Origin of the sequence: Maribacter sp. R86514, assembly GCF_044597005.1 — a bacterium.
Lineage (GTDB): Bacteria > Bacteroidota > Bacteroidia > Flavobacteriales > Flavobacteriaceae > Maribacter.
This window is the reverse complement of record NZ_CP138999.1, coordinates 126,242-148,112: the sequence shown is the minus strand read 5'-3', so window position 1 is coordinate 148,112 and position 21,871 is coordinate 126,242. Positions and strand designations below refer to the sequence as shown.

23 protein-coding genes are annotated in these 21,871 nt (G+C 33.2%); 15 read left to right on the top strand and 8 right to left on the bottom strand.

Annotated elements, in window-relative coordinates; genetic code table 11:
* Positions 1–41 precede the first annotated feature (41 nt).
* Both SJY30_RS00605 and SJY30_RS00600 read right to left on the bottom strand, forming a co-directional pair.
* Complete coding sequence (locus SJY30_RS00605) at positions 42–2,588, bottom strand: phosphoenolpyruvate carboxylase (protein ID WP_396633705.1); 2,547 nt, start codon at positions 2,586–2,588, stop codon at positions 42–44.
* Positions 2,589–2,883: 295 nt separating this feature from the next.
* Positions 2,884–3,552, bottom strand: coding sequence for a uracil-DNA glycosylase family protein (locus SJY30_RS00600; protein WP_396633704.1), 669 nt, complete (start codon positions 3,550–3,552; stop codon positions 2,884–2,886).
* An 83-nt stretch (positions 3,553–3,635) separates the two neighbouring features.
* Between SJY30_RS00600 and SJY30_RS00595 the strand changes: the two genes are divergently transcribed.
* Complete coding sequence (locus SJY30_RS00595; RefSeq protein WP_276494392.1) at positions 3,636–3,764, top strand: 30S ribosomal protein THX; 129 nt, start codon at positions 3,636–3,638, stop codon at positions 3,762–3,764.
* Between the two features lie 2 nt (positions 3,765–3,766).
* On the opposite strand, the gene SJY30_RS00590 is transcribed toward SJY30_RS00595, so the two are convergent.
* From SJY30_RS00590 to SJY30_RS00575, 4 genes are all read right to left on the bottom strand, one after another.
* Positions 3,767–4,132: a hypothetical protein gene (locus SJY30_RS00590; RefSeq protein WP_396633703.1), complete on the bottom strand. Its 366-nt coding sequence runs from the start codon at positions 4,130–4,132 to the stop codon at positions 3,767–3,769.
* A gap of 48 nt (positions 4,133–4,180) precedes the next feature.
* On the bottom strand, positions 4,181–4,942 hold the full coding sequence (gene yaaA, locus SJY30_RS00585) for a peroxide stress protein YaaA (RefSeq protein WP_396633702.1): 762 nt from the start codon (positions 4,940–4,942) through the stop codon (positions 4,181–4,183).
* A 90-nt stretch (positions 4,943–5,032) separates the two neighbouring features.
* Positions 5,033–6,064 carry an RluA family pseudouridine synthase gene (locus SJY30_RS00580; protein ID WP_396633701.1) on the bottom strand — a complete coding sequence of 344 codons (1,032 nt, stop codon included), beginning with the start codon at positions 6,062–6,064 and terminating at the stop codon, positions 5,033–5,035.
* Positions 6,065–6,655 (bottom strand): PASTA domain-containing protein, encoded by a 591-nt coding sequence (locus SJY30_RS00575; protein WP_396633700.1) that lies wholly within the window; start codon positions 6,653–6,655, stop codon positions 6,065–6,067.
* A 174-nt stretch (positions 6,656–6,829) separates the two neighbouring features.
* Here SJY30_RS00575 and SJY30_RS00570 point away from each other — a divergent pair, with 174 nt between their 5' ends.
* The 6 genes from SJY30_RS00570 to SJY30_RS00545 all read left to right on the top strand — a co-directional run bounded on the left by SJY30_RS00570 (position 6,830) and on the right by SJY30_RS00545 (position 14,431).
* Positions 6,830–7,804 (top strand): D-alanine--D-alanine ligase, encoded by a 975-nt coding sequence (locus SJY30_RS00570; RefSeq protein ID WP_396633699.1) that lies wholly within the window; start codon positions 6,830–6,832, stop codon positions 7,802–7,804.
* 31 nt (positions 7,805–7,835) lie between these two features.
* On the top strand, positions 7,836–8,288 hold the full coding sequence (gene coaD / locus SJY30_RS00565; protein ID WP_396633698.1) for a pantetheine-phosphate adenylyltransferase: 453 nt from the start codon (positions 7,836–7,838) through the stop codon (positions 8,286–8,288).
* A gap of 123 nt (positions 8,289–8,411) precedes the next feature.
* A complete protein-coding gene (locus SJY30_RS00560; RefSeq protein ID WP_396633697.1) occupies positions 8,412–10,259 on the top strand; it encodes a PAS domain S-box protein in 1,848 nt (615 codons plus the stop codon).
* A gap of 117 nt (positions 10,260–10,376) precedes the next feature.
* Positions 10,377–12,230: a PAS domain S-box protein gene (locus tag SJY30_RS00555; RefSeq protein WP_396633696.1), complete on the top strand. Its 1,854-nt coding sequence runs from the start codon at positions 10,377–10,379 to the stop codon at positions 12,228–12,230.
* Complete coding sequence (locus SJY30_RS00550; protein ID WP_396633695.1) at positions 12,217–12,621, top strand: response regulator; 405 nt, start codon at positions 12,217–12,219, stop codon at positions 12,619–12,621. Before SJY30_RS00555 ends, SJY30_RS00550 begins: the two co-directional genes overlap by 14 nt.
* A 67-nt stretch (positions 12,622–12,688) precedes the next feature.
* Entirely contained in the window at positions 12,689–14,431 is a 1,743-nt protein-coding gene (locus tag SJY30_RS00545; protein ID WP_396633694.1) for a M14 family metallopeptidase, read from the top strand.
* Positions 14,432–14,434: 3 nt separating this feature from the next.
* Here the strand turns inward: SJY30_RS00545 and SJY30_RS00540 are convergent, their stop codons facing one another.
* The gene (locus tag SJY30_RS00540) at positions 14,435–15,025 is read right to left on the bottom strand and encodes an NUDIX hydrolase (RefSeq protein ID WP_396633693.1); all 591 of its coding nucleotides are present in this window, start codon (positions 15,023–15,025) and stop codon (positions 14,435–14,437) included.
* 7 nt (positions 15,026–15,032) lie between these two features.
* On the opposite strand from SJY30_RS00540, the gene pyrE reads away from it, so the two are divergent.
* Positions 15,033–15,677, top strand: a complete 645-nt coding sequence (gene pyrE, locus SJY30_RS00535) for an orotate phosphoribosyltransferase (protein WP_396633692.1) — start codon at positions 15,033–15,035, stop codon at positions 15,675–15,677.
* Positions 15,678–15,680: 3 nt separating this feature from the next.
* Positions 15,681–16,073, top strand: a complete 393-nt coding sequence (locus tag SJY30_RS00530; RefSeq protein WP_036156005.1) for a hypothetical protein — start codon at positions 15,681–15,683, stop codon at positions 16,071–16,073.
* On the opposite strand, the gene SJY30_RS00525 is transcribed toward SJY30_RS00530, so the two are convergent.
* On the bottom strand, positions 16,070–16,801 hold the full coding sequence (locus SJY30_RS00525) for a biotin--[acetyl-CoA-carboxylase] ligase (RefSeq protein WP_396633691.1): 732 nt from the start codon (positions 16,799–16,801) through the stop codon (positions 16,070–16,072). The two genes, SJY30_RS00530 and SJY30_RS00525, sit on opposite strands and share 4 nt — an antisense overlap.
* A 93-nt stretch (positions 16,802–16,894) precedes the next feature.
* Here SJY30_RS00525 and rsfS point away from each other — a divergent pair, with 93 nt between their 5' ends.
* From rsfS to SJY30_RS00495, 6 genes are read left to right on the top strand one after another with little or no spacing between them, the layout of a single operon-like run.
* Positions 16,895–17,269, top strand: a complete 375-nt coding sequence (gene rsfS, locus SJY30_RS00520) for a ribosome silencing factor (protein ID WP_036156009.1) — start codon at positions 16,895–16,897, stop codon at positions 17,267–17,269.
* 12 nt (positions 17,270–17,281) lie between these two features.
* A complete protein-coding gene (gene ftsH, locus SJY30_RS00515) occupies positions 17,282–19,285 on the top strand; it encodes an ATP-dependent zinc metalloprotease FtsH (RefSeq protein ID WP_396633690.1) in 2,004 nt (667 codons plus the stop codon).
* A 41-nt stretch (positions 19,286–19,326) separates the two neighbouring features.
* A complete protein-coding gene (locus SJY30_RS00510; protein WP_396633689.1) occupies positions 19,327–19,938 on the top strand; it encodes an LUD domain-containing protein in 612 nt (203 codons plus the stop codon).
* 1 nt (position 19,939) lies between these two features.
* The gene (locus tag SJY30_RS00505) at positions 19,940–20,743 is read left to right on the top strand and encodes a phosphatidate cytidylyltransferase (protein WP_396633688.1); all 804 of its coding nucleotides are present in this window, start codon (positions 19,940–19,942) and stop codon (positions 20,741–20,743) included.
* Positions 20,733–21,416 carry a phosphatidylserine decarboxylase family protein gene (locus SJY30_RS00500; protein ID WP_396633687.1) on the top strand — a complete coding sequence of 228 codons (684 nt, stop codon included), beginning with the start codon at positions 20,733–20,735 and terminating at the stop codon, positions 21,414–21,416. Before SJY30_RS00505 ends, SJY30_RS00500 begins: the two co-directional genes overlap by 11 nt.
* Positions 21,397–21,651 (top strand): acyl-CoA-binding protein, encoded by a 255-nt coding sequence (locus SJY30_RS00495; protein ID WP_396633686.1) that lies wholly within the window; start codon positions 21,397–21,399, stop codon positions 21,649–21,651. Before SJY30_RS00500 ends, SJY30_RS00495 begins: the two co-directional genes overlap by 20 nt.
* Positions 21,652–21,871 lie beyond the last annotated feature (220 nt).

Genomic DNA, 21,871 nt, shown 5'->3' with positions numbered 1-21,871 from the left:
ATTATAATTACAGAGCCTTTTTACCTTTGTGATATTAATTATTATGCCGAGTTTCTACTGGCATTAATATTTCCGTAAAGGGATCTTGTAACAATTTTCTCGTACAGCTCCTTAAACTCTGTACCCTCGCCTATTCTCTGTAGCGCATATTGCTGTATGACCAATAATGGCAGAACAATATTCTCACGTATTTTAATGGACTCTCTAGATATTGCTTCTTTCTTCATTAGTATCTCCATACCTGAAAGTTTTAAAAGCATTGATTTTGATAATTCATATTCCGCATGAAGAATTTCCCAAAATGCGCCATACTCCTTATTCTCTTTCATATAACTGGTCAATTCAAAATAACATTTTGTAAGACTCATCATACTATTCATCATCAAAGCTTGAAAGAACGGTACGTCTTTATATAATCTTTTAGCTTCTTCTAATCTACCATCATCTTCCAAAGTTTTTAAAGCGGTACCTATACCGTAATACCCAGGAACATTTTGTTTTAACTGGCTCCATGAACCTACAAAAGAAATAGCTCTTAAATCTGATAGTTCTAATTTAGCTTTGTTCCCTCTTTTTCCAGGTCTACTTCCAATATTTGCCTTTGTGTAGTATTTAAGGGTGCTCATATTTTCTAAATATGGCATGAACTTGTCATGATGTTTTAAGTCATCATATTTCTTGAAGCTCAGTTCAGATAATTCTTCGATCAAATCTCTATCGGCATCAGAAATAACAATTTCTTTTTCTAAAATAGTATTAGAAAGACCAGCGGTCAATAACTGCTCACTGTTGTAAATGAACTGTTCTTTTGTACCATAGGTACTGGTAATGGTTTGCCCTTGAATAGTAAGTTGAATTTCGTTGTTCGCTACCTTATTTGTTTGTGCTGCATAAAAACGATGTGTTTTACCGCCACCTCTTGCCGGTGGTCCTCCTCTACCATCAAAGAAGACTGCTGCTATACCGTGCTGATCACACACTTCTGAAAGTTCTTCTTTTGTCTTTAATATAGACCAGTTTGCCTTTAAATAACCACCATCTTTAGTACCATCAGAAAAACCAAGCATTATGGTTTGCTTTTTATTTCTATTTTCTAAATGTGCTTTATATTCAGGTAAACCGAATAAAAATCTCATGGTATCTTGTGCAGTGTCCATGCCATTCATAGTTTCAAACAATGGCACAATGTCAAAAGTAATTTTCTTATCCGCCCAACCACACCATCTAAACAATGCATAAACAAAAAGTATAGAGAACTTATCTTCAGAATTACTAATGATGTACCTATTACATCCTTCTTCACCGTTCTTCTCTTGTATTGTTTGTAACTGTAGTATGTTCTTAATAGTATCTTTTACAATATCTTCCTTGTAATCATCTGGAACTAACTGTAAATTCTCATGTACTAAAATATCTATTAATCTCTCTTCAGATAATTCACTAAGCTCTTCTTTTATTAATCCGTTCTTTTTCAAAACCTCAACCATAACCTTGGTATGCATACTATGGTCTTGACGAATATCTATTGTTGCAAAGTGTACTTTGAAGATTTTTACTTTATCAATAAAGTTCTCTAAATCTTTTAAATAAAGGCTTTGATATTTTTCAATAAGAATTAATCTAATTTCTTCTAAAGGGATAATTAAATCTTCATAACCAATGTCCTTAGAACTATCAAACATTGCGGTATACAAATTAGACCTCAATTTCTGAATGGGTTCTTGGACATCTTTAAATGTAAGTTTATGAACTAAGCCTTTTAAATCATTGTAATAACACTTCATTAAGGTTAAACGAAGCTCGTTCATGACATCTCTTGTAATATCCGCTGTTACAAATGGGTTACCATCCCTATCACCACCTGGCCAGAAACCTAATTTTACTATATCATGATTTTCAAATTTTTGAGAACCTGTGCTACCTTTTATATACGCGTACATATCACCAATAGCATCATAATACACATGTCTTAGTGTATAAATAATATTTTTTGCCTCGTCTAAAGGGGTAGGTTTTTTAGCATTAATCAAAGAAGTTAATCCTAATTGCTGCAAGCCAACATCTATCTCATCAATTTTATCTTCTAAAATTAATGTTCTAAGGTTCGTAATAATATCTAAAACCGCTGGAGTATAAAATTGAGTTGGGTGTGCCGTAAGAACAATACGCGCACTGAAAGTGCTCAACTTATCCCAAATGGTATCCCATGAATTATTTTTTTCGACTAATTGAAAATAATCTTTCAATGATAACGAGCTAGAATGCTTCTGCAGTTTTGGGAAAGCAGCATCTTCTACACTATCATAAAGTACCACCTGACGTTCTACATATTGTATAATGCGGAACATGAAATCTATCTGTTCTTTTTCAGATTTAATATCTACAAAATTTTCGAAAAAATTCTCTAATATTTCCTTCGGGTTAAGACCATCACTCAATCCCTTTTCAGATTGACTGAGTAATAACGGTATTAACATACCCACATTCTCAATATTCTCGTAAGGTAGGTTTAAGAATAGACTATTATAAACATTAAATTTATTTTGGACAGACTTCTTAAATTCTGCCAACCTTTCTTGTTGTTGCATATATCAAAAACTTTACGCCGTACCATTACGGCAAACTTTCTAAAATTCGAACATAAATATCGCTATTCCAAGAGAATTTAGAGAATCATTTTTGTGAAATATCATATTCCTAGCAGTATACCACAAAATTGTGTGTATTGACAACAAATAATTCAAAATACTGTATAAGCTATCTACCTTTACAGTGTTAATAAGAAATAAAAATTTTCATTTTCATATAGTGTTCTCGTAAAAGAGTCTTGTTTTAAAAACAGGACTCTTTTTAGTTTTAAGAAGTTTTAAAACTACACACCTCTTAGAAGTAATTCTTATATTGAAGTATCCTAAAATCCAATGTATTGAACTTAGGGTTTTCTTTTTTCATCGTCTTATAGCTTTCAAGACTACCTACTGCCCTATTTGCAGCTCCAGAAGGAGCAATTAAAGAAACTGTTCTAATTGTTGTTTTTGTGGTAGGATGTTTAAACTCATGTATTCGTGGCACGTTGTTAGAAATTAAATGCAATACTACATTATGCTCCTTTAAAAGTTTTCTAAAAAAATACTCTGGTCCATTTTTACTGTTGCCTCCTGTAAATAATAAGGTGGTTACTTTAGTATATTTTTCTAGATACCCTAATACATTTCTTAATTGAATATTCTCCATACCAATATCAGAGGCATCTATTTTTTCCCTTTCTGCAGAAGCAACAATATCGCAAACTCCTATTTTTCTTTTCCTTAAAAATGTTTTGCGTTGTTCTTTGGCTTCTAATGTAGTTTCAAACTTTAGATTTAAATTGAATATTTTATCTAAAATAGGCCACAGCTGACCATCGCGACTTCCATAACAAAAATTGACATCACCCGCTTTTAAATCTCCAGTGGTAAAACGGGGCGGCGGTAATGTTCCTACAATTAACTTTTCAGTAAATTCATCTATAAAAGGTTCATATGGGTGAGTATGTTGAAATTTCTTTTGCATTAGTGTTTTATTCTCATGAGCCTATTTTACAGATAAATCTTCTCTAATTTACTAACTTAAACAGAAATCAAAGAAAACGAGATATGGGAAAAGGAGATAAGAAATCTAGAAAAGGAAAAATATCGAATAATTCTTATGGTACTAGAAGACCACGTAAAATTAAAAAGAGACCTACAATTGAAGAAAAAATAAAAATCAATAAAAAGAAGTAGCCCTAATCGTCTATTCTAAAGGTTAAGTCTACTTGATTCTCTTCATCTAAAGATATCTCGTACGTATAAAAACCTATTGGCAAAGTGTCTGTTGACATCTCTACAGGCACATAATTTAAGCTAGTAGAATCTGTAAGAATTGATATTGCCGTAAACGCATACGCCCTTTCAAATTCCATATATTCTGAAAATTCACCTGCTTCAATATTCTCATAAACAGTGTCATTTTCAACTATACGCACTTCGCTAAAAAAAAGTTCTGTACTGTTTTGAACGCGAATATTGACTAAGTTAACCTCATCATCTCTATCTGTACAAGAGAACAATACAACAACACAAATAACAGCAAGCAAAACAACCCTTTTCATAGACGTATTTTATATATACTTACAGAACGAAAAAGAGAAGATTATATTTTATCTAATAAAGACAGGTTGGTTTTCCTTTAAAGTATGTTCTTGACTAAATTGATAATCATCTAAATTGAACCCTTTAATATCTTCTAATGTTTTGGCATCGGCATCTATAATATATCTAACCATTGCCCCTCTAGCTTTTTTTGCGAAGAAACTTATGATCTTTAACTTATCATTCTTCCAATCTTTAAAAACCGGAGTAATAATTTCTGCTTTTATTTTTTTAGGTTTTAAAGCACTGTAATACTCATTACTTGCTAGGTTCACCAACAACTCATCTTCTACCATCTCATTGTTTAAATGATCAGTAAGTCTTTCTCCCCAGTATTCGTACAAGTTTTTCTTTCTCCCCATTTTTAAAGAAGTACCCATTTCTAGACGATATGGTTGCATTAAATCCAATGGTTTCAAAATACCGTACTGTCCTGATAAAATTCTAAGGGTTTGTTGCAACTTCTCAATTTTTTCTTCGGATAACGTGTACGCATCTAAACCTTGGTATACATCTCCGCTAAAGGCATAAACCGCAGGCCTTGCGTTATCTGGTGTAAACGGTACCGTAAAATCTTGATTGCGTTGCCAGTTTAATTGCGCTAAATTATCTGAAATAGACATTAGTTCAGAAAGCGCTTTTGGTTTCTTTTTCTTTAAAACCTTATTCAGCTTTTCAGCATCTTCTATAAATTCTGGAGAAGTATATTTAGTTGTTGGCAACTCACTTTCGTAATTCAATGACTTAGCCGGAGAAATAACAATTTTCATAGTGCAATTTTAATACTCCAAAAATAAACAGGATAAACAGGAAGACCTAAAAAAGACAAAAAAGAGTTTAAATAGTGGTATTGAAGAATCTTATTCTGTACTATTTTTACTGTAACCCCTCCATTTTTCTATAGCACTGGTCATATCTTCTGGTACTTCAGAATCAAAGCTCATATGCTCTCCCGTGACGGGATGTATAAAGCCTAATGTCTTGGCATGCAATGCTTGTCTTGGCAGTAATTTAAAAGTATTCTCTACAAATTGCTTGTACTTTGTAAAGGTTGTTCCTTTTAAAATCTTCTCTCCACCGTAACGTTCATCATTAAACAAGGTATGCCCTATGTATTTCATATGCACACGAATTTGATGTGTTCTGCCGGTCTCTAATTTACAAGATACCAAGGTGACGTAACCTAATCTCTCCAATACCTTAAAATGGGTTACCGCTTCCTTACCTTCTTCCCCTTCTGGAAAAACATGCATTTGTAGGCGATTTTTAGGATTTCTACCCACATTACCAACTACCGTACCTTCATCTTCTTCAATATTACCCCAAACCAAAGCAACATATTCACGCTCAGAAGTCTTATCAAAAAATTGTTTTGCTAAATGTGTCATAGCTGCTTCTGTCTTTGCAACTACCAACAGACCAGAGGTATCTTTATCTATACGATGCACCAAGCCGGGTCTTTCATTGCTGTTTGATGGTAAATTATCTGTATGATAAATTAATGCATTGATCAACGTACCAGAATAATTACCGTGCCCTGGGTGCACTACCATGCCCGCAGGTTTATTCACTAATATTAAAACATCGTCTTCGTAAACAATATCTAAAGGGATATCTTCTGGCACCAACAAAAATTCGTGTGGCGGATGCTCAAATAACACCTTAACCTCATCACCTGCCTTAACCTTATAATTGGATTTTACGATTTTGTCATTGACCCAAACGTGACCATCTTTAGCCGATTGCTGTATTTTATTTCGTGTTGCATTTTCAATGAAATTCATTAAAAATTTGTCTACACGCAAAGGAACTTGACCTTTAGAAGCTACAACCTTATGATGCTCAAAAAGTTCTCCATCTTCATTTTCCGGTCGCTCAATATTATCCTCCATCTAATCTTCAGATTCCGCTTTAATTATTGCTCTTTCTGTAATACTACCATTACCACATACCAATTCTATCTTAGATGTTTTAGGTAGTTTGTCACCTGGCTTAATATCTTTTCCTTTATACTTTATACGATAAACCATATCCTTACCCAATTCATCCACATAAGTTACACGTTGTACATCTAAACCTACGGCTTTCAACATTGAAGATGCATTACGCTTGGTAACCTGAATAATTTTAGGAACGGTTACTTTTTTATATCCCGATGGATTTACTGTGAAATATATTTTTCTATTCTCCTTGACTTTTGATCCCGCTGTAGGGTTTTGTTCTATAATAGAGAACCTAGGGTAATCTGGATTGTAGTTTGCAGAGTCTAAAACTTCATATCGTAAGCCAGCTTCTTCAATTGATTTTCTCATATCCATAACAGATTTTTTAGAAAAATCCGGTACTTCTACAAACTCACCATGATTGGTGGTACTGTTCAGGTATCTTAATGTGACAAAAATCACTATAATCAATACCAACAACGCAAGACCAAGCTGAATTAAAAAAGTCTTACTTTTTAAAAAATTGAAAAAATTCCTCATACGTATTATTTGACCCGACAAATATAGTAAATGCCCTCATACCATTTTACAGCATTGGTTTATAGTTATGAGTATCATAAAAATTAATTCTTAATTAGTGAATGCTGTATGTTTTCTTTTTTATTTTATTTCAAAACTCCATCTTTGCTTTAACATTCTTAATAGACCATACACATGAAAAAAAATATTGCAATTATAATGGGCGGTTATTCTAGTGAATATAAAATATCGCTTAAGAGTGGAAATGTGGTTTATGATTACCTAAACAAAGAAAAATTCAATTTATATAGAATACATATTTTCAAGAACAAATGGGTCTATGTAGATGATGCAGGTAACGAAACGCCAATTGATCGTAATGATTTCTCTATCCCTTTAAACGGCAATTCTATAACATTTGATTGTGTTTTTAATGCTATTCATGGTTCTCCCGGGGAAGACGGACTCATGCAAGCTTATTTTGAATTATTAGGAATAAAACATACTTCTTGTGATTTCTACCAAGCTGCTTTAACCTTTAATAAAAGAGATCTGCTGAGCGTTTTAAAACCTTACGGAATTAAAGCAGCACCATCTTACTATCTTAACTTAGGCGACGAAATAAATGAAACCGAAATTATAGATAAAGTCAAATTGCCCTGTTTTGTAAAGGCTAATAAGTCTGGTAGTAGTTTTGGCATTACTAAGGTCTATAAATTAGAAGAACTTAAAGCCGCTATTGAAACAGCGTATAAAGAAGATGATGAAATTATTATTGAAGGTTTTCTTGACGGCACAGAGGTTTCAGTCGGTGTATTGAAATTAAATGGAAAAACCACGGTATTTCCTATAACAGAGATTGTATCTGAAAATGATTTCTTTGACTACCAAGCAAAATACGAAGGTAAATCTCAAGAAATAACTCCAGCAAGAATAAACGCTGAACAATTAGAAAAAGTAACCATAGCATCAAAAAGAATTTATGATGTGCTAAAAATGACGGGGTTTTCTAGAAGTGAGTTTATATTTATAGATAATCAACCTTTTTTGTTAGAAATGAACACTACACCAGGTTTAACTACTGAGAGCATTTTACCTCAACAAGCAAAAGAAGCTGGTATTGAACTAGGTATGTTATTCGAGTACGCCATTGATGAGGCATTGTCATAAATTGCCTATATTTAAAAAGAAAAATACACTTATGAGACGCGCAATTTTCCCCGGTTCTTTTGATCCTTTGACTTTAGGACATCATGATATAATTATGCGTGGCATAACTTTATTTGACGAGGTCATTATAGCTATAGGAAAAAATGCCGATAAAAAGTACATGTTCAGCTTAGAACAACGTATTCAATTTATTGAAGAAGCTTTTAAAGATGTACCTTCTATAACCGTGAAATCATATGTAGGACTAACAGTGGATTTTTGTAAGAAAGTCGATGCAAATTTTATTTTAAGAGGATTACGAAATCCTGGAGATTTTGAATTTGAGAAAGCAATTGCACATACCAACAGAAAACTATCTGAGATTGAAACCGTGTTTCTATTGACCTCATCTGGTAAATCATACATTAGCTCATCTATAGTAAGAGATGTTATACGTAATGGAGGCGATTATACAGGTTTAGTACCCCATTCTGTAAGAAAATAGAGGTATTTCGTCGGCCACACAACAGAAAAGGCACTTTCGACCACAACTTTTCGTAAAAACACAACAATCTACGCTGGTAAACTGTATTTTTCCTATAAATTCGTAAGAAAATTCTTTCCACCAATGATTAGATCAAAAAATAGTTCATCGTTTTCTTTAGACTGGATCAAGCAAATTCCTTCATTGATAGTCATTATTGATACCGATTTTAGACTAATTAGCGCATCGCCAAGATGGGAAGCTAATTTTCAATTAAGTCTAGAACAAGTACAGGATAAATATTTTATCGACTTGTTTCCAGAATTAGCACAAGAGTTAAAAACTAGATTAAAGTATAGTTTAGATGGTCTTCGTGATATTAAGTTTAAATATAATGCCAGTGATTGCCAATATTCATCAGAAGACTCTATTTGGCACTTGAACCCTTGGAAAGATGGCTACGGGAATATTATCGGCGTAATAATAAAGATAGAACCCGTGACCAAAACCCAAGAATTACAGCTAGAACTTAATAAAACCAAACTACTGCTCAACAATAAAACATCTGTTGCCAAAATCGGTAGTTTTGAGCTAGACACTAAAAATAAATCTTTACTATGGACACCTATAGTAAACAAAATTCATGGTCTTTCTACAGATTTCGTACCTACTTTAGAAAATACGCTAGACTTTTATGTAGACGAATACAAAGTACTGATAAAAAATGTTGTAGATGAGGCTATCAAAGCAGGCAAACCTTGGAACGTAAAGGCAAAATTAAAGCAAAAAGACGGTACCATTATCTGGGTGAATACTATAGGACGACCTAAATTTAAAGATGGCATCTGCACTAGAATTATAGGCACTATACAACAAGTAAAAGAAGAAAATAAAATTGAAGTTAAAAAAACCGTTCTAGAGGCTGAATTAAGTGAGTATCCTTTATTCGAAAAAATTCCTTTAGGTCTAGCTATTATAGATTTTGAAAATGGCAACTTTTTAAATGTCAACCAACAGTTTATAAAACTATCCGGTTTTGAAAAAGAACATTATATCAATAGAAATTTTAACGAATTTATTGATAAATCTTTTGTGACCAAAGAAGCTAGCTTAGTAGAACAATTGAAAACTAAAGAATCATTTGATCCCGTAAAATTTAGTTTTGTAAATAAATTGGGTCACATGCTAAACCTAAAGGTTACCGGCAATCTGGTCAAGGGACTTAACAATAAGACAAGCATACTTTGTACTATTGAAAATATTACCACCCAAACTAAACTAGAAAAGAGATTAAAAAATACGATCATTGAATCTAGGGAGAAAAATGATCAACTTCTCAATTTTGCACATATGGTTTCCCACAACCTTAAAACACACGCAACCAATTTTTCATTGTTATTGAATTTCTTAAACGACGAAAAAGGATTAATACAGCGCAATAAGTACATGACAATGCTTTTCAATGCATCTGACAACTTATCTGAAACCATTAAGGGTTTAAGAGAAATTGTAGCGGTAAAATCGAATTTGAACAACGAAAAAAAGTTACTTTCTTTAAATGAAAGTGTTTTTACAGTTGAGCAAAATGTAGCAGGCCTATTAAAACAGACCAATGGTAAAATCATCAATGAAATATCAGATGATACAAAGGTCAAAGCCCTACCAGCTTACTTAAACAGTATTCTTACAAACTGTATTACAAACTCTATAAAATACAGATGCGATAACAAACCACCTATTATTATATTAAGTACAGAAGAAAACAAGCACTATACTGTATTAAGCATTGAAGACAACGGTCTTGGTATCGATTTAGAAAAATATGGCGATCAATTGTTCGGGCTTTATAAAACCTTTCATAGAAATAATGAATCTCGTGGTATCGGTCTTTATATCACTAAAAATCAAATGGAGGCTATGAAGGGAAAAATAACCGTTGACAGTGCTCCAGGACAAGGCACAACTTTTAAATTTTATTTCAATAAAAAATAAAAAAGTGATAGATAATGTAATTTATCTTGCCATTTACCACCAAAATGTTGGTATTGACAACAAAAATATAGACCAATACGGTAATTCCACTAGATTTGTAAGAAATTATATATTTAAATGGTAAAAGTTCCCCTAACCACCGATGCCTCTTACATAATTAGACAATTACCAGCACCAACAGCTTTTATTGATACTAATTATAACATTGTTCAGACTTCTGATAAATGGACGAGTATTTTTAATGAAAATGAAGATTATGCTTCATCGAAAAGCTTATTTGCGGTTTTCCCGAATTTAAGTAATAAATGGAAGTTAGTATTAAATAATTGTTTTAAAGGTAACCCACAACCAATGGGCATTCACCAAACAATAGATAGCAACGGTAAGGAGATTTGGTTTGAATGGGTAAATACACCATGGTACGATACCCATGAGAATATTATAGGGGCTATCATCCAATTAAGTAATATTACCGAAGCAGTAAATAATGAGCTAGAACTTAATAAAAAGAACCTATTCTTACAGCAACAGGCAGAAATCACCAAGATTGGAAGATGGGAATTTAATATCGCGGATAATCAGTTATATTGGTGTTCGACCACGAAAGCCATTCATGGTGTATCGAAAGATTTTGAACCAAATATTGAATCTGCAATTTTTTATTATAAAGAGGGCCATAGTAGAAATACGATATCCATGGCGCTTTACGAAGCGCAAAATAACGGCAAATCTTGGAGTAATTTAAAATTACAAATTGTTACCGCCAATGGAAAAACCAAATGGGTTATGGCTGGCGGAAAGCCTATATTCAACAAAGGTGTAATAGTAGGTCTAATAGGTACTTTTCAAGATATTCACGAACAAGTGATAGCGGATATCAAAACTATAGACAATGAAAAATTATTAAGAACCTTGATCGATAATTTACCGGTAAACGTATATGTAAAAGATACGGAATCTAAAAAGGTTCTTGCCAATAAAGCAGAGTGTGAATATTTGGGTGTGAACGACCCAAAAGATATTCTAGGCAAAACTGATTTTGAACTTTATGCTTACGAGGCTGCGGTAAAGTCTAGAAAAGAAGATGTAATGGTAATGAAAACCTTACAGCCCGTAATCGGAAAAGAGACTGTCAAAAAAACTTTAGACGGTAAAGAAACTTCTTTTTTAAGTTCTAAAATACCATTATTGAACAGTAAGGGCATTGCATATGGCATTGTCGGTATCAGTTTAGATATTACAACATTAAAAGAAAAAGAAAAAGAGCTTAGAAATATCATAAATATCGCATCGGTACAAAATAAAAAACTTTTAAACTTTGCCCATATAGTATCACACAATCTACGATCCCATTCTGCAAATTTTTCCATGCTATTAAGTTTTTTAGAAAGTGAAAAAGATGAAGATGAAAAGAAGAATATAGTTGACATGCTTTCAAAGGCATCAAATAATCTACTAGAAACGTTGGGAAATCTAAACCAGGTAGTTTCGATAAACACAAATACCAATATAGCTGTTAAAAAAATTAATCTATACGATAAGGTGACTGAGGCATGTCAAAATCTATCAGCTTTAATTTCTATTAGCAGTTGCGAAATTGAAAACAATATACCGGTCAATTTTATTTTAAAATCAGTACCAGCATATTTAGATAGTATCTTAACGAATTTTATTTCTAACGCAGTAAAATACAGACATCCAGATAGAAAAAGCCATATCATATTAGATGTTGAGAAAAAAGGAGGATATTCCATTCTTACCATAAAGGACAACGGTCTTGGTATTGATCTTGAAAAATACGGCGATAAATTATTTGGCATGTACAAAACATTTCATAATCACAAAGATGCCAGAGGTATTGGTTTATACTTGACCAAAAATCAAATTGATGCCATGAGCGGTAAAGTAGAAGTTAGCAGTGTAGTAGAACAAGGAACAGAATTTAAAATTTTCTTTAATGAAAAAAATTAGTGATATCACTATAATTGACGACGACGCCATTACGGTGTTCGGATTACGAAAACTAATATCATCAAGTGTTGACTGCACCTCAATAGAATCTTATGACAATGGAAAAATAGCATTGGATGCAATGACCGATTTCCACGATAATGGAAAACAAATTCCACAGATCATCTTTTTAGATATCAATATGCCCATAATGGATGGATGGGAATTTTTAGAGGCATTTATTAAAATTCCTATTCAAGATAAAATTAGAATCAATATCGTCACTTCATCTATAGACCCCTTTGATTTAAATCAATACGAAAAATATAAAAATAAAAGCCATCATCTAATAACTTTCAATCAAAAACCGATTGACAGGAATAAAATAACAGAAATTACCAAAGTAGCTTAAGGCAATAGAAGTATTGATTATTTTTACATTCAATGAATGGTATCTTTACCATTACAATGATCTGTAAATGAAAAATATATCAATCTTAATTTTAGCGCTTTTAATTTTTTCTTGCGAAAGTAAAGTTGAAAATACCAAGACAGATTTTCCTACTCCTTTTGAAGTATCGAACAAAAAAGAAACCGCTACTTATGATGAGGTCATAGATTTTTACCTAAAACTATCTAAAGAGTTTTCAACCATCAATATACAAACTATAGGAACTACAGATAGCGGCAAACCGCTACATGTGGTTACGTATAGCCACAAGGGTGATTTTGACTTTAAAAAGTTAAGTGAAAGCAATACCATGATGTTAATTAACAATGGTATTCACCCTGGTGAAAGTGATGGCATTGACGCAACCATGTTATTATTCCGCGATCTGGCAAGCAATGAAATTGAAACTCCAAAAGAAACTATAATTGCCACTATACCAATTTACAATGTTGGTGGTGCTCTAAACAGAAATAGCACCACACGTGCAAACCAAAACGGACCTTTGGAATACGGATTTAGAGGCAATGCCAAAAACTACGATTTAAATAGAGATTTCATAAAAGCGGACACCAAGAATGCAGAAACTTTTGCAGAAATCTTTCATCTCATAAATCCTGATGTTTTTATAGACAACCATGTTAGCAACGGTGCAGATTACCAATATACCCTTACACATTTATTTACACAACACAATAAATTGGGCGGTGATTTAGGTGAATACATACATGGGTCATTAATGCCCCAATTACATGATTCTTTATCTAAATCTAATTGGGATATTACACCTTATGTAAATGTCTTCAATAGTCCGCCAGAAAAAGGTTTTAAACAGTTCATGGATCACCCTAGGTATTCTACAGGTTACACTACACTATTCAACACAGTTGGCATGATGGTAGAAACTCATATGCTAAAGCCGTACGACATGCGTGTAGAAGGCACTTATGAACTTATGCAAAAAATGATTGCCATTGCCGAAAAAGACGGTAGTAAAATAAAATCTTTAAGAGAAGCTGCATTCTTAAAAAACAACGCAAAAGAGTATTACCCCATTGCCTGGCAAGTTGATACTACTAAAGTTAGTAAGTATATATTTAAAGGCTATAAGGCAGATACCATAACCAGTGAAGTTACAGGTCTTAAAAGACTGAAATATAATCGAGAAATACCAGTAGAAACCGAAGTAGCCTATCAAGATTACTTCAGAGCCTCAGATTCTATTAAAATTCCTAAAGCATACGTGATAGGGAGACAATGGGAAAACATCATTGAAAAACTTGATTTAAACAAAATAGCATATACCACTCTTCAAAAAGATTCAACCATATCAGTAGAGGGTTATAAAATTAATGAGTACGAAACATATTCATCACCTTATGAAGGCCACTATCCACACTATAACACTACTGTGACTACATCATATGAAACAAAAGAATTTCATGCAGGCGACATCATAGTACCTACAAATCAGCCAGGGTTTAGATATATTTTAGAAACATTAGAGCCATCTGCAATAGATTCATTTTTCAACTGGAATTTCTTTGATATCATTCTTCAACAAAAAGAGGGCTTCTCCCCTTATGTGTTCGAAGATACCGCCCTTAAAATGTTAGAAAACGACACTATTCTTAAGGCAAATTTTGAAGATAAAAAAATGCTTGATTCAGATTTCAACGAAAACTGGTACAAGCAGTTAGATTGGCTTTTTAAACAAAGTGATCTTTACGAAAAAGCACATTTACAATACCCGGTGTATAGGATAAACAAGTAACTTTTAATCTTCTCCGAATAGTATTTTGATATTTACGTATGAATTTTCTAGCGCCTTTTTAATTTTCTCTGGTCCTTTCCAGCGTACTTTAAAAATACCTTCTTTTTTCTCTGGCTTTAATTTCCCATCATAATCGGTACTCATATCATACCAATAAACCTGTTTAAGTTTATTGATTCCGTTACGCTTAAAAATATGATATGTTGTTCTAATATAATTATCTATAACAAGACCTCTAACACCAGTTTCTTCTTCTACCTCACGCATGGCACATTCTTCTATAGACTCACCCTTGTCCAATTTACCTTTGGGTAAATCCCATTTATCGTTTCTGTAGATAAAAAGTACTTTTCCCTCTTTGTTTCTAACTACACCGCCACCGGCAATTACTAAGGGAATAACTTGAGTAAACTTTTTTAAAATTTCATCGTAATTAGGATGATAAATAAACGCTTCCCTCAACTTCCCTTTCCTCAATGAACTTATTACCTCTTCTATTGATTCTTGATTTAATGAAAAATACTCCCCATTTGTTGTATCAGAGAGTTTATTTGTCAAAATCAAAGGCAATTCATTAACAAAAACTTTATACATTTGCGTCATGGTTTTAGACAAAAACACTGCAAAAAAAACAGCAGAGCTTCTATTGCAAATTAATGCAATTAAATTGACACCCGAAAATCCTTTTACATGGGCTTCTGGCTGGAAATCTCCAATATATTGCGATAATAGAATTTTACTATCCTATCCGATCATCAGAAACTATGTTCGCGATGAAATGGCAAAGCAAGTAGAACAACTTTATGGCAAGCCAGATTGTATTGTAGGTGTAGCTACAGGCGCAATAGGAATTGGAGCTTTAGTTGCCGATAAACTAAATTTACCTTTCGTATACGTAAGGCCTGAGCCTAAATCTCATGGTCGTCAAAATCAGATAGAAGGTCATTTAGAAGCGCACCAAACGGTTGTTGTTATAGAAGATTTGATCAGCACAGGTAAGAGTAGCTTAAATGCCGTAGATGCACTAAGAGCTATTGATGCGAAAGTAAAGGGCATGTTGGCAGTCTTTACTTACGGATTTGAAACCGCTACCAAAAATTTTGAAGAAAAAAATACAGAGCTACACACTTTAAGTAGCTACGAATATTTAATTGAACAAGCATCTGATACGGGCTACGTAAAAGAAGAGCAGTTAATTACATTAATGGAATGGAGGAAAGACCCTTCTAAATGGACAAATAAATAATATATGTTTATAGAAACACCAAAGGCAGAAATATCTAAAAATACAGAAGACACTTTTAACTTCTTAAATGACCTGCCTAATTTTAGATTGTTAATGCCTGAAAATATTGACAAATTTGAGGTTTTAAATGAGAATAGATTTCTTTTTGCTTTAAAAGGAATGCCAGAAATTGTTTTGGAAAAAAAAGAACAAACACCTTTCAGTCAAATTGTTTTGGGTGCCGCTAGTGAAAAATTACCTTTTACTTTAACAGCAGATATTATAGAAATAGATGCTAATAAGAGTGAAGTTGTTTTAAGTTTTAAAGGTGAATTCAATGCTATGATGGCAATGATGATCAAAAAACCTATTACCAATTTCATTAATACGTTATCAACGAATTTGGCAAAGGTCTAATACATTAGCTGTATTTCTTTTAACCCATATTCTTGAAGATCACCATCTTCATGTCTCACAATAAGTTTACCGCCAATAGAAACTTTTTCTATTGTGCCGGTAAATAGTGAACTGTCTTGATTTTTAAAACTACTCCTATCTCCTATTTTAAATAAGTAAGAATGATATTGTGCGTACAATTCTTGCTCTAAAGAATCTATTGGTTTGTTTAAATACAAATGCAACTGTTCTATTAGGGAATAAAAAACCGAATCCAGATCAAAATCTGCATCCATAATATTTTTCAATGAAGATGCATTTGGTGCGTTTTTGAACACTTCTTGATTCACATTTAAGCCAATTCCTATAATAGTTCGTTTAATTTTAGATCCAGATAAAATATTTTCTATCAATATACCCCCTATTTTAGAATTACCTGACAGAATGTCGTTAGGCCATTTAATGCTTAAATCAGGTATACCCAATCGTTTTAAAGTATCTACAATGGCAAGAGATACACAAACACTTACCAAAAAAATACGCTGTATCGGTATGTTAATATTATTTTTCAACACACTGAATGCTAAGTTTTTACCCGGTTCAGACTCCCATTTAGCACTCATTTGCCCCCTACCCGAAGTTTGATCTCTTGTGGTAATTACGGTAAAATCATCAAGTTCTTTTTTAAATGACAGGTGTTTTAAATAGGTGTTTGTAGATTGCGTGGCATCAAGTTTGATTATTTGCATTTACTGTTCTTATTGTGAATCTTTAATGTATTGTTAAAAACTAGTCCTAAAAGAACAAAAAAATAATAACTTTGTAAAAACTAAAATTTTTGAATGCAGGAAAGTAAAACTAGCAAAGATGAGTTAATTGCATTAATAATTCAGGGAATTGACGAAGTAAAAGGTCACAATATCAACCTATTAGATTTAAGAGAAATTGAGAATACCGTTTGTGATTACTTCATAGTTTGTAACGGTACTTCAAATACGCATGTAAATGCTATAGTAGGTTCTATCCAAAAAACAGTAAGTAAAGCGATTCAAGATAAACCTTGGCACGTAGAAGGCGAAGATAATGCCGAATGGGTATTAATGGACTACGTAAATGTAGTTGTTCATATATTCCAAAAGCAAGTTCGAGAATTTTATGATATTGAAGGTTTATGGGGAGATGCAAAATTCACAACCATAGAAAGTAGCGTAAATTAATAAAAAATTAAAATGGCAAAAGAAAACAAAACAAATCCGAAAAAACCAAAATTCAGTTCTTGGTGGATTTATGGATTAGTAGCAGTATTACTAATTGGATTCCAATTATTCAATAGTGATGATCTCGCTAGCTCCCAAAAAACGACTACTTCAGAATTACAGCAGTACTTACGTAATGGTGATGTAAGTAAAATTTTAATTATAACGAACACCAATCAAGCTAAAGTATTTTTAACCGATGAGGCTATTGCTAAAGAGGTTCATAAAGATGTGAACGAGAAATCTTTTCTTCCTTCATCGGGTAATGTACCCCAGTATACCTTAGACTACGGTGATCTTCAAATATTTCAGAATGAAATAGCTGATATTAAAAAAGAAAACAATCTTGATACCATTATAGAATTCGGTAAAGAATCTACAGCCATTTTAGATTTCTTGTTATCTCTGTTACCATTTGTATTGATTATTGGTATTTGGATTTATTTAATGCGCAGAATGTCCGGCGGTGGCGGCGGTGGCGCAGGAGGTCAAATTTTCAATATCGGTAAGTCTAAAGCAAAATTATTTGACGAAAAGACAGATACTAGAACTTCTTTTAAAGATGTAGCCGGTCTAGAAGGTGCGAAAGAAGAGGTTGAAGAAATTGTTGAGTTTTTAAGAAACCCGGATAAGTATACTTCATTAGGTGGTAAAATACCTAAAGGAGCATTGCTAGTAGGACCTCCAGGAACAGGTAAGACCCTTTTGGCCAAAGCCGTTGCAGGTGAAGCTAAAGTGCCTTTCTTCTCGTTATCAGGTTCAGATTTCGTTGAAATGTTCGTAGGTGTTGGCGCATCTAGAGTACGTGACTTGTTCAAGCAAGCAAAAGACAAATCTCCTGCCATTATTTTTATTGATGAAATTGATGCAATCGGTAGAGCTAGAGGTAAAAATAATTTTACAGGTTCTAACGACGAACGTGAAAATACATTGAACCAATTATTAACTGAAATGGACGGTTTCGGTACAAATACAAATGTTATTGTACTTGCAGCAACCAACCGTGCAGACGTACTGGATAAAGCATTAATGCGTGCAGGTAGATTCGATAGACAAATCTATGTTGACCTACCGGATATTCGCGAGCGTAAAGAAATTTTTGAAGTTCACCTAAGACCTATTAAAACGGCAGAGACTCTTGATCTTGATTTCTTGGCTAGACAAACTCCTGGTTTCTCTGGTGCAGATATTGCGAATGTTTGTAACGAAGCTGCATTGATCGCAGCTAGAAATGAGAAAAAAGCGGTAACCAAGCAAGATTTCTTAGATGCTGTAGATAGAATCGTAGGTGGTCTTGAAAAGAAAAATAAAATTATTACTCCGGGTGAGAAAGAGACTATCGCCTATCACGAAGCTGGTCATGCAACCACTAGTTGGATGCTAGAACACGCTGCTCCTTTAGTAAAGGTTACTATTGTACCAAGAGGGCAATCATTAGGTGCCGCATGGTATTTACCTGAAGAGCGTTTAATTGTTAGACCTGAACAAATGTTGGACGAAATGTGTGCAACTATGGGTGGTAGAGCTGCAGAGAAAGTTATTTTCAATAAAATTTCTACCGGTGCTTTAAGTGATTTGGAAAAGGTTACCAAGCAAGCAAGGGCAATGGTAACTATTTACGGTCTTAATGATGAAATAGGTAATATTACTTATTATGATTCTTCTGGTCAAGATTCTTATGGTTTCTCAAAACCTTACAGTGAAGACACCGCTCGTAAGATAGATGCTGAAATTTCTAAGATAATTGAAGAGCAGTATCAACGCGCTATCAAGGTTTTAACAGACAATAAGGATAAACTTACAACTTTAGCTGAAAGATTGTTAGAGAAAGAAGTTATCTTTAAGGAAGATTTAGAAAAAATCTTCGGTAAACGCAATTTCGAAAAGGATATTTTAGCCTTGGAAAACGAAAAGAAACTGAAAGAGGAAGAGGACAACAAATCTACAGACGAGCAAGAAATTACAGAGAACAAGTAATATTGCAATACTTTAGATAAGCAATTATTTCAACAACATAAATGGGATTTTTAGATATTTTATTTGGTGGTGGCAAGAAGAAGGTTTCGAAAGAAACCGCGGAAACGCGCGGCGATCATATGCCTGATTTAAATATTCCTGTTGATGAAAAATTTACAATTCATTTTAAGAAAAATGGTGGTAAGTTCATTTATTGCGATTCTGATGCAGAAGTTTCAAAAGCAATTAGAAATATTGTTACAGAAAATAATTGGGAAAGCGAGCCTTTCTTTGTTCTCAATGAAAGGCTAGCCCAAAAATTTTCAAAAGAATCGATTACATTTACTGATAATGCTCGCGACAGCGAAGTATTTTTTACCACTTGCGAACATCTTATAGCCCAAAACGGCAGCATTCTTGTTTGCTCAAACCAGCTCTTAGAAAAAAAGGTAAACGAACTACCTAGCAATCTTGTAGTCTTTGCCACTACAAGTCAACTAATAGAATCTATAGGAGAAGGTTTAAAGACCATAAAGAAAAAATACGGTCAAAAAATACCGGCCAATATAACTACATTAAAACACTTTAAGGCTACCGCAGAAAATTCAGATGATTTTCTAACTTATGGTAGTAGTACTAAAAATCTTTATCTTTTACTTCTGGAAGATTTATAGTATGAAAGAAATTCTAAGAAGGTCACTAACAGGGGCTGTGTACATAATCCTATTATTGTCAGCAGTCTTTTTAAGTTCTGATGCCTTTGATTTTTTATTTATGACCTTCGGGCTAGCTTGCTTATACGAGTATAAAAAATTAGTGCAATTAAGAGGCTACCATATTTTTGCGGCCTATTTAGCACTGTGGTGGGCTTATATTTATCTGGTTAAAGACCAACAGATTATAAATATATTAATGCTAATCACCATTGTTGTTGACATCTATCTGTTATATAATCTATTTGCCAAAAAACCTTTAAAACTTAATACGACATTAAAATTCTTAATCGGTCTATTTTACATAGGCGGAGGCTGTATTTTTCTAACAATGATACCTTACAAGAATGATGCATTTGCAAAACTTTTGATCATGGGTATTTTTATATTAATATGGGTAAACGACTCATTTGCATACCTAGTAGGTAAAAGTATTGGCAGAACTAAACTTTTTCCTTCAGTTTCTCCTAAAAAAACCATTGAAGGTACTTTAGGAGGTTTTATATTTGCACTAGCGGCAGCTTATTTAATGGCCACATTCGAAGCTCTTATAAGTCCTGTTCAATGGATGATCCTTGCAACGGTTATTGTAGTAGCCGGTAGCCTAGGTGATTTAATAGAATCTAAATTTAAAAGAGCTGCAGGTGTAAAAGATAGCGGAGCCATATTACCTGGCCACGGTGGTATGTTAGATCGTTTGGACAGCTTGGTCTTTGCCGCACCATTTGCTTATTTAACTTTAAATATATTCAGTTATGTTTCATAGAGAGGGACAAAAAATAATATTGTTTTCTTTTTTGATTATAGGCTCAAGTATACTCTTGGCTCATTACTTTATTGACATAGCATGGCTAAAATTAGCTGTACAAATTCTAGGTCTAGTTTTACTAATTATAATTTTGCAATTCTTTAGAAACCCAAAGAGATTGGCAAGAAAGGATTTCAATGAAATTCTTTCTCCTGTAGATGGCAAAGTTGTAGTTATAGAAGAAGTTTTAGAGAAAGAATATTTTAATGAAAAAAGAAGACAGGTTTCTATTTTTATGTCTCCGGTAAATGTGCACGTAACAAGATACCCTGCAAGTGGTTTAATTACTTTTTCTAAATACCACCCTGGTAAATTCTTAGTTGCCTGGCATCCAAAATCAAGTGAAGAAAACGAAAGAACCACTGTAGTTATAAAAACCCCTAAGTTTGGCGAAATCCTTTACAGACAAATAGCCGGCGCACTTGCTAGACGAATTGTAAATTATGCAGAAAAAGGTGAAAGCGTACAACAGGGAGACGATGCCGGATTTATAAAATTTGGTTCTAGAGTCGATTTGTTTTTACCTTTAGATTGCCAAATCAATGTCAAGCTAAACCAGAAAGTTAAAGGTAATGAGACTTGTATAGCTACATTTGTTGACCCAAACGAAAATGAAGAAATTACGTATTGAATTTGAGGAAAACGTGGCTTTGGTCAATAACTTTACCGAACCAATACCGGCAGATATACTTTTAAAATTGTATGCCTATTATAAAATTGCGAATGCAAATTTTGACAATCCAGGTAGTAAAACCCCTTTAATAAATGCCTTTAAAGCAAATGCTTTGATACAAGCCAAAAACATGAGTAAGAAAAAGGCAATGCAATCTTATATAGACCTCGTAACAAAAGAGCTAAAAAAATAATTACATCTACTATAATATAATAAGGTAAGTCTAGGTAAAACAACAAAAATCAGTACCGTAGTTTTTTTATCAATAGTAAATTTACTATTGCTTATTGCGACTACCGCAATTTACACCTAGTAAAACTATGTTCATCGCAAATATTGAATCTATTATTATTTGCATGCAATAAGTGATAATACATCATATTCGTCTTACTTGCTAAACAATGGATTAAAAT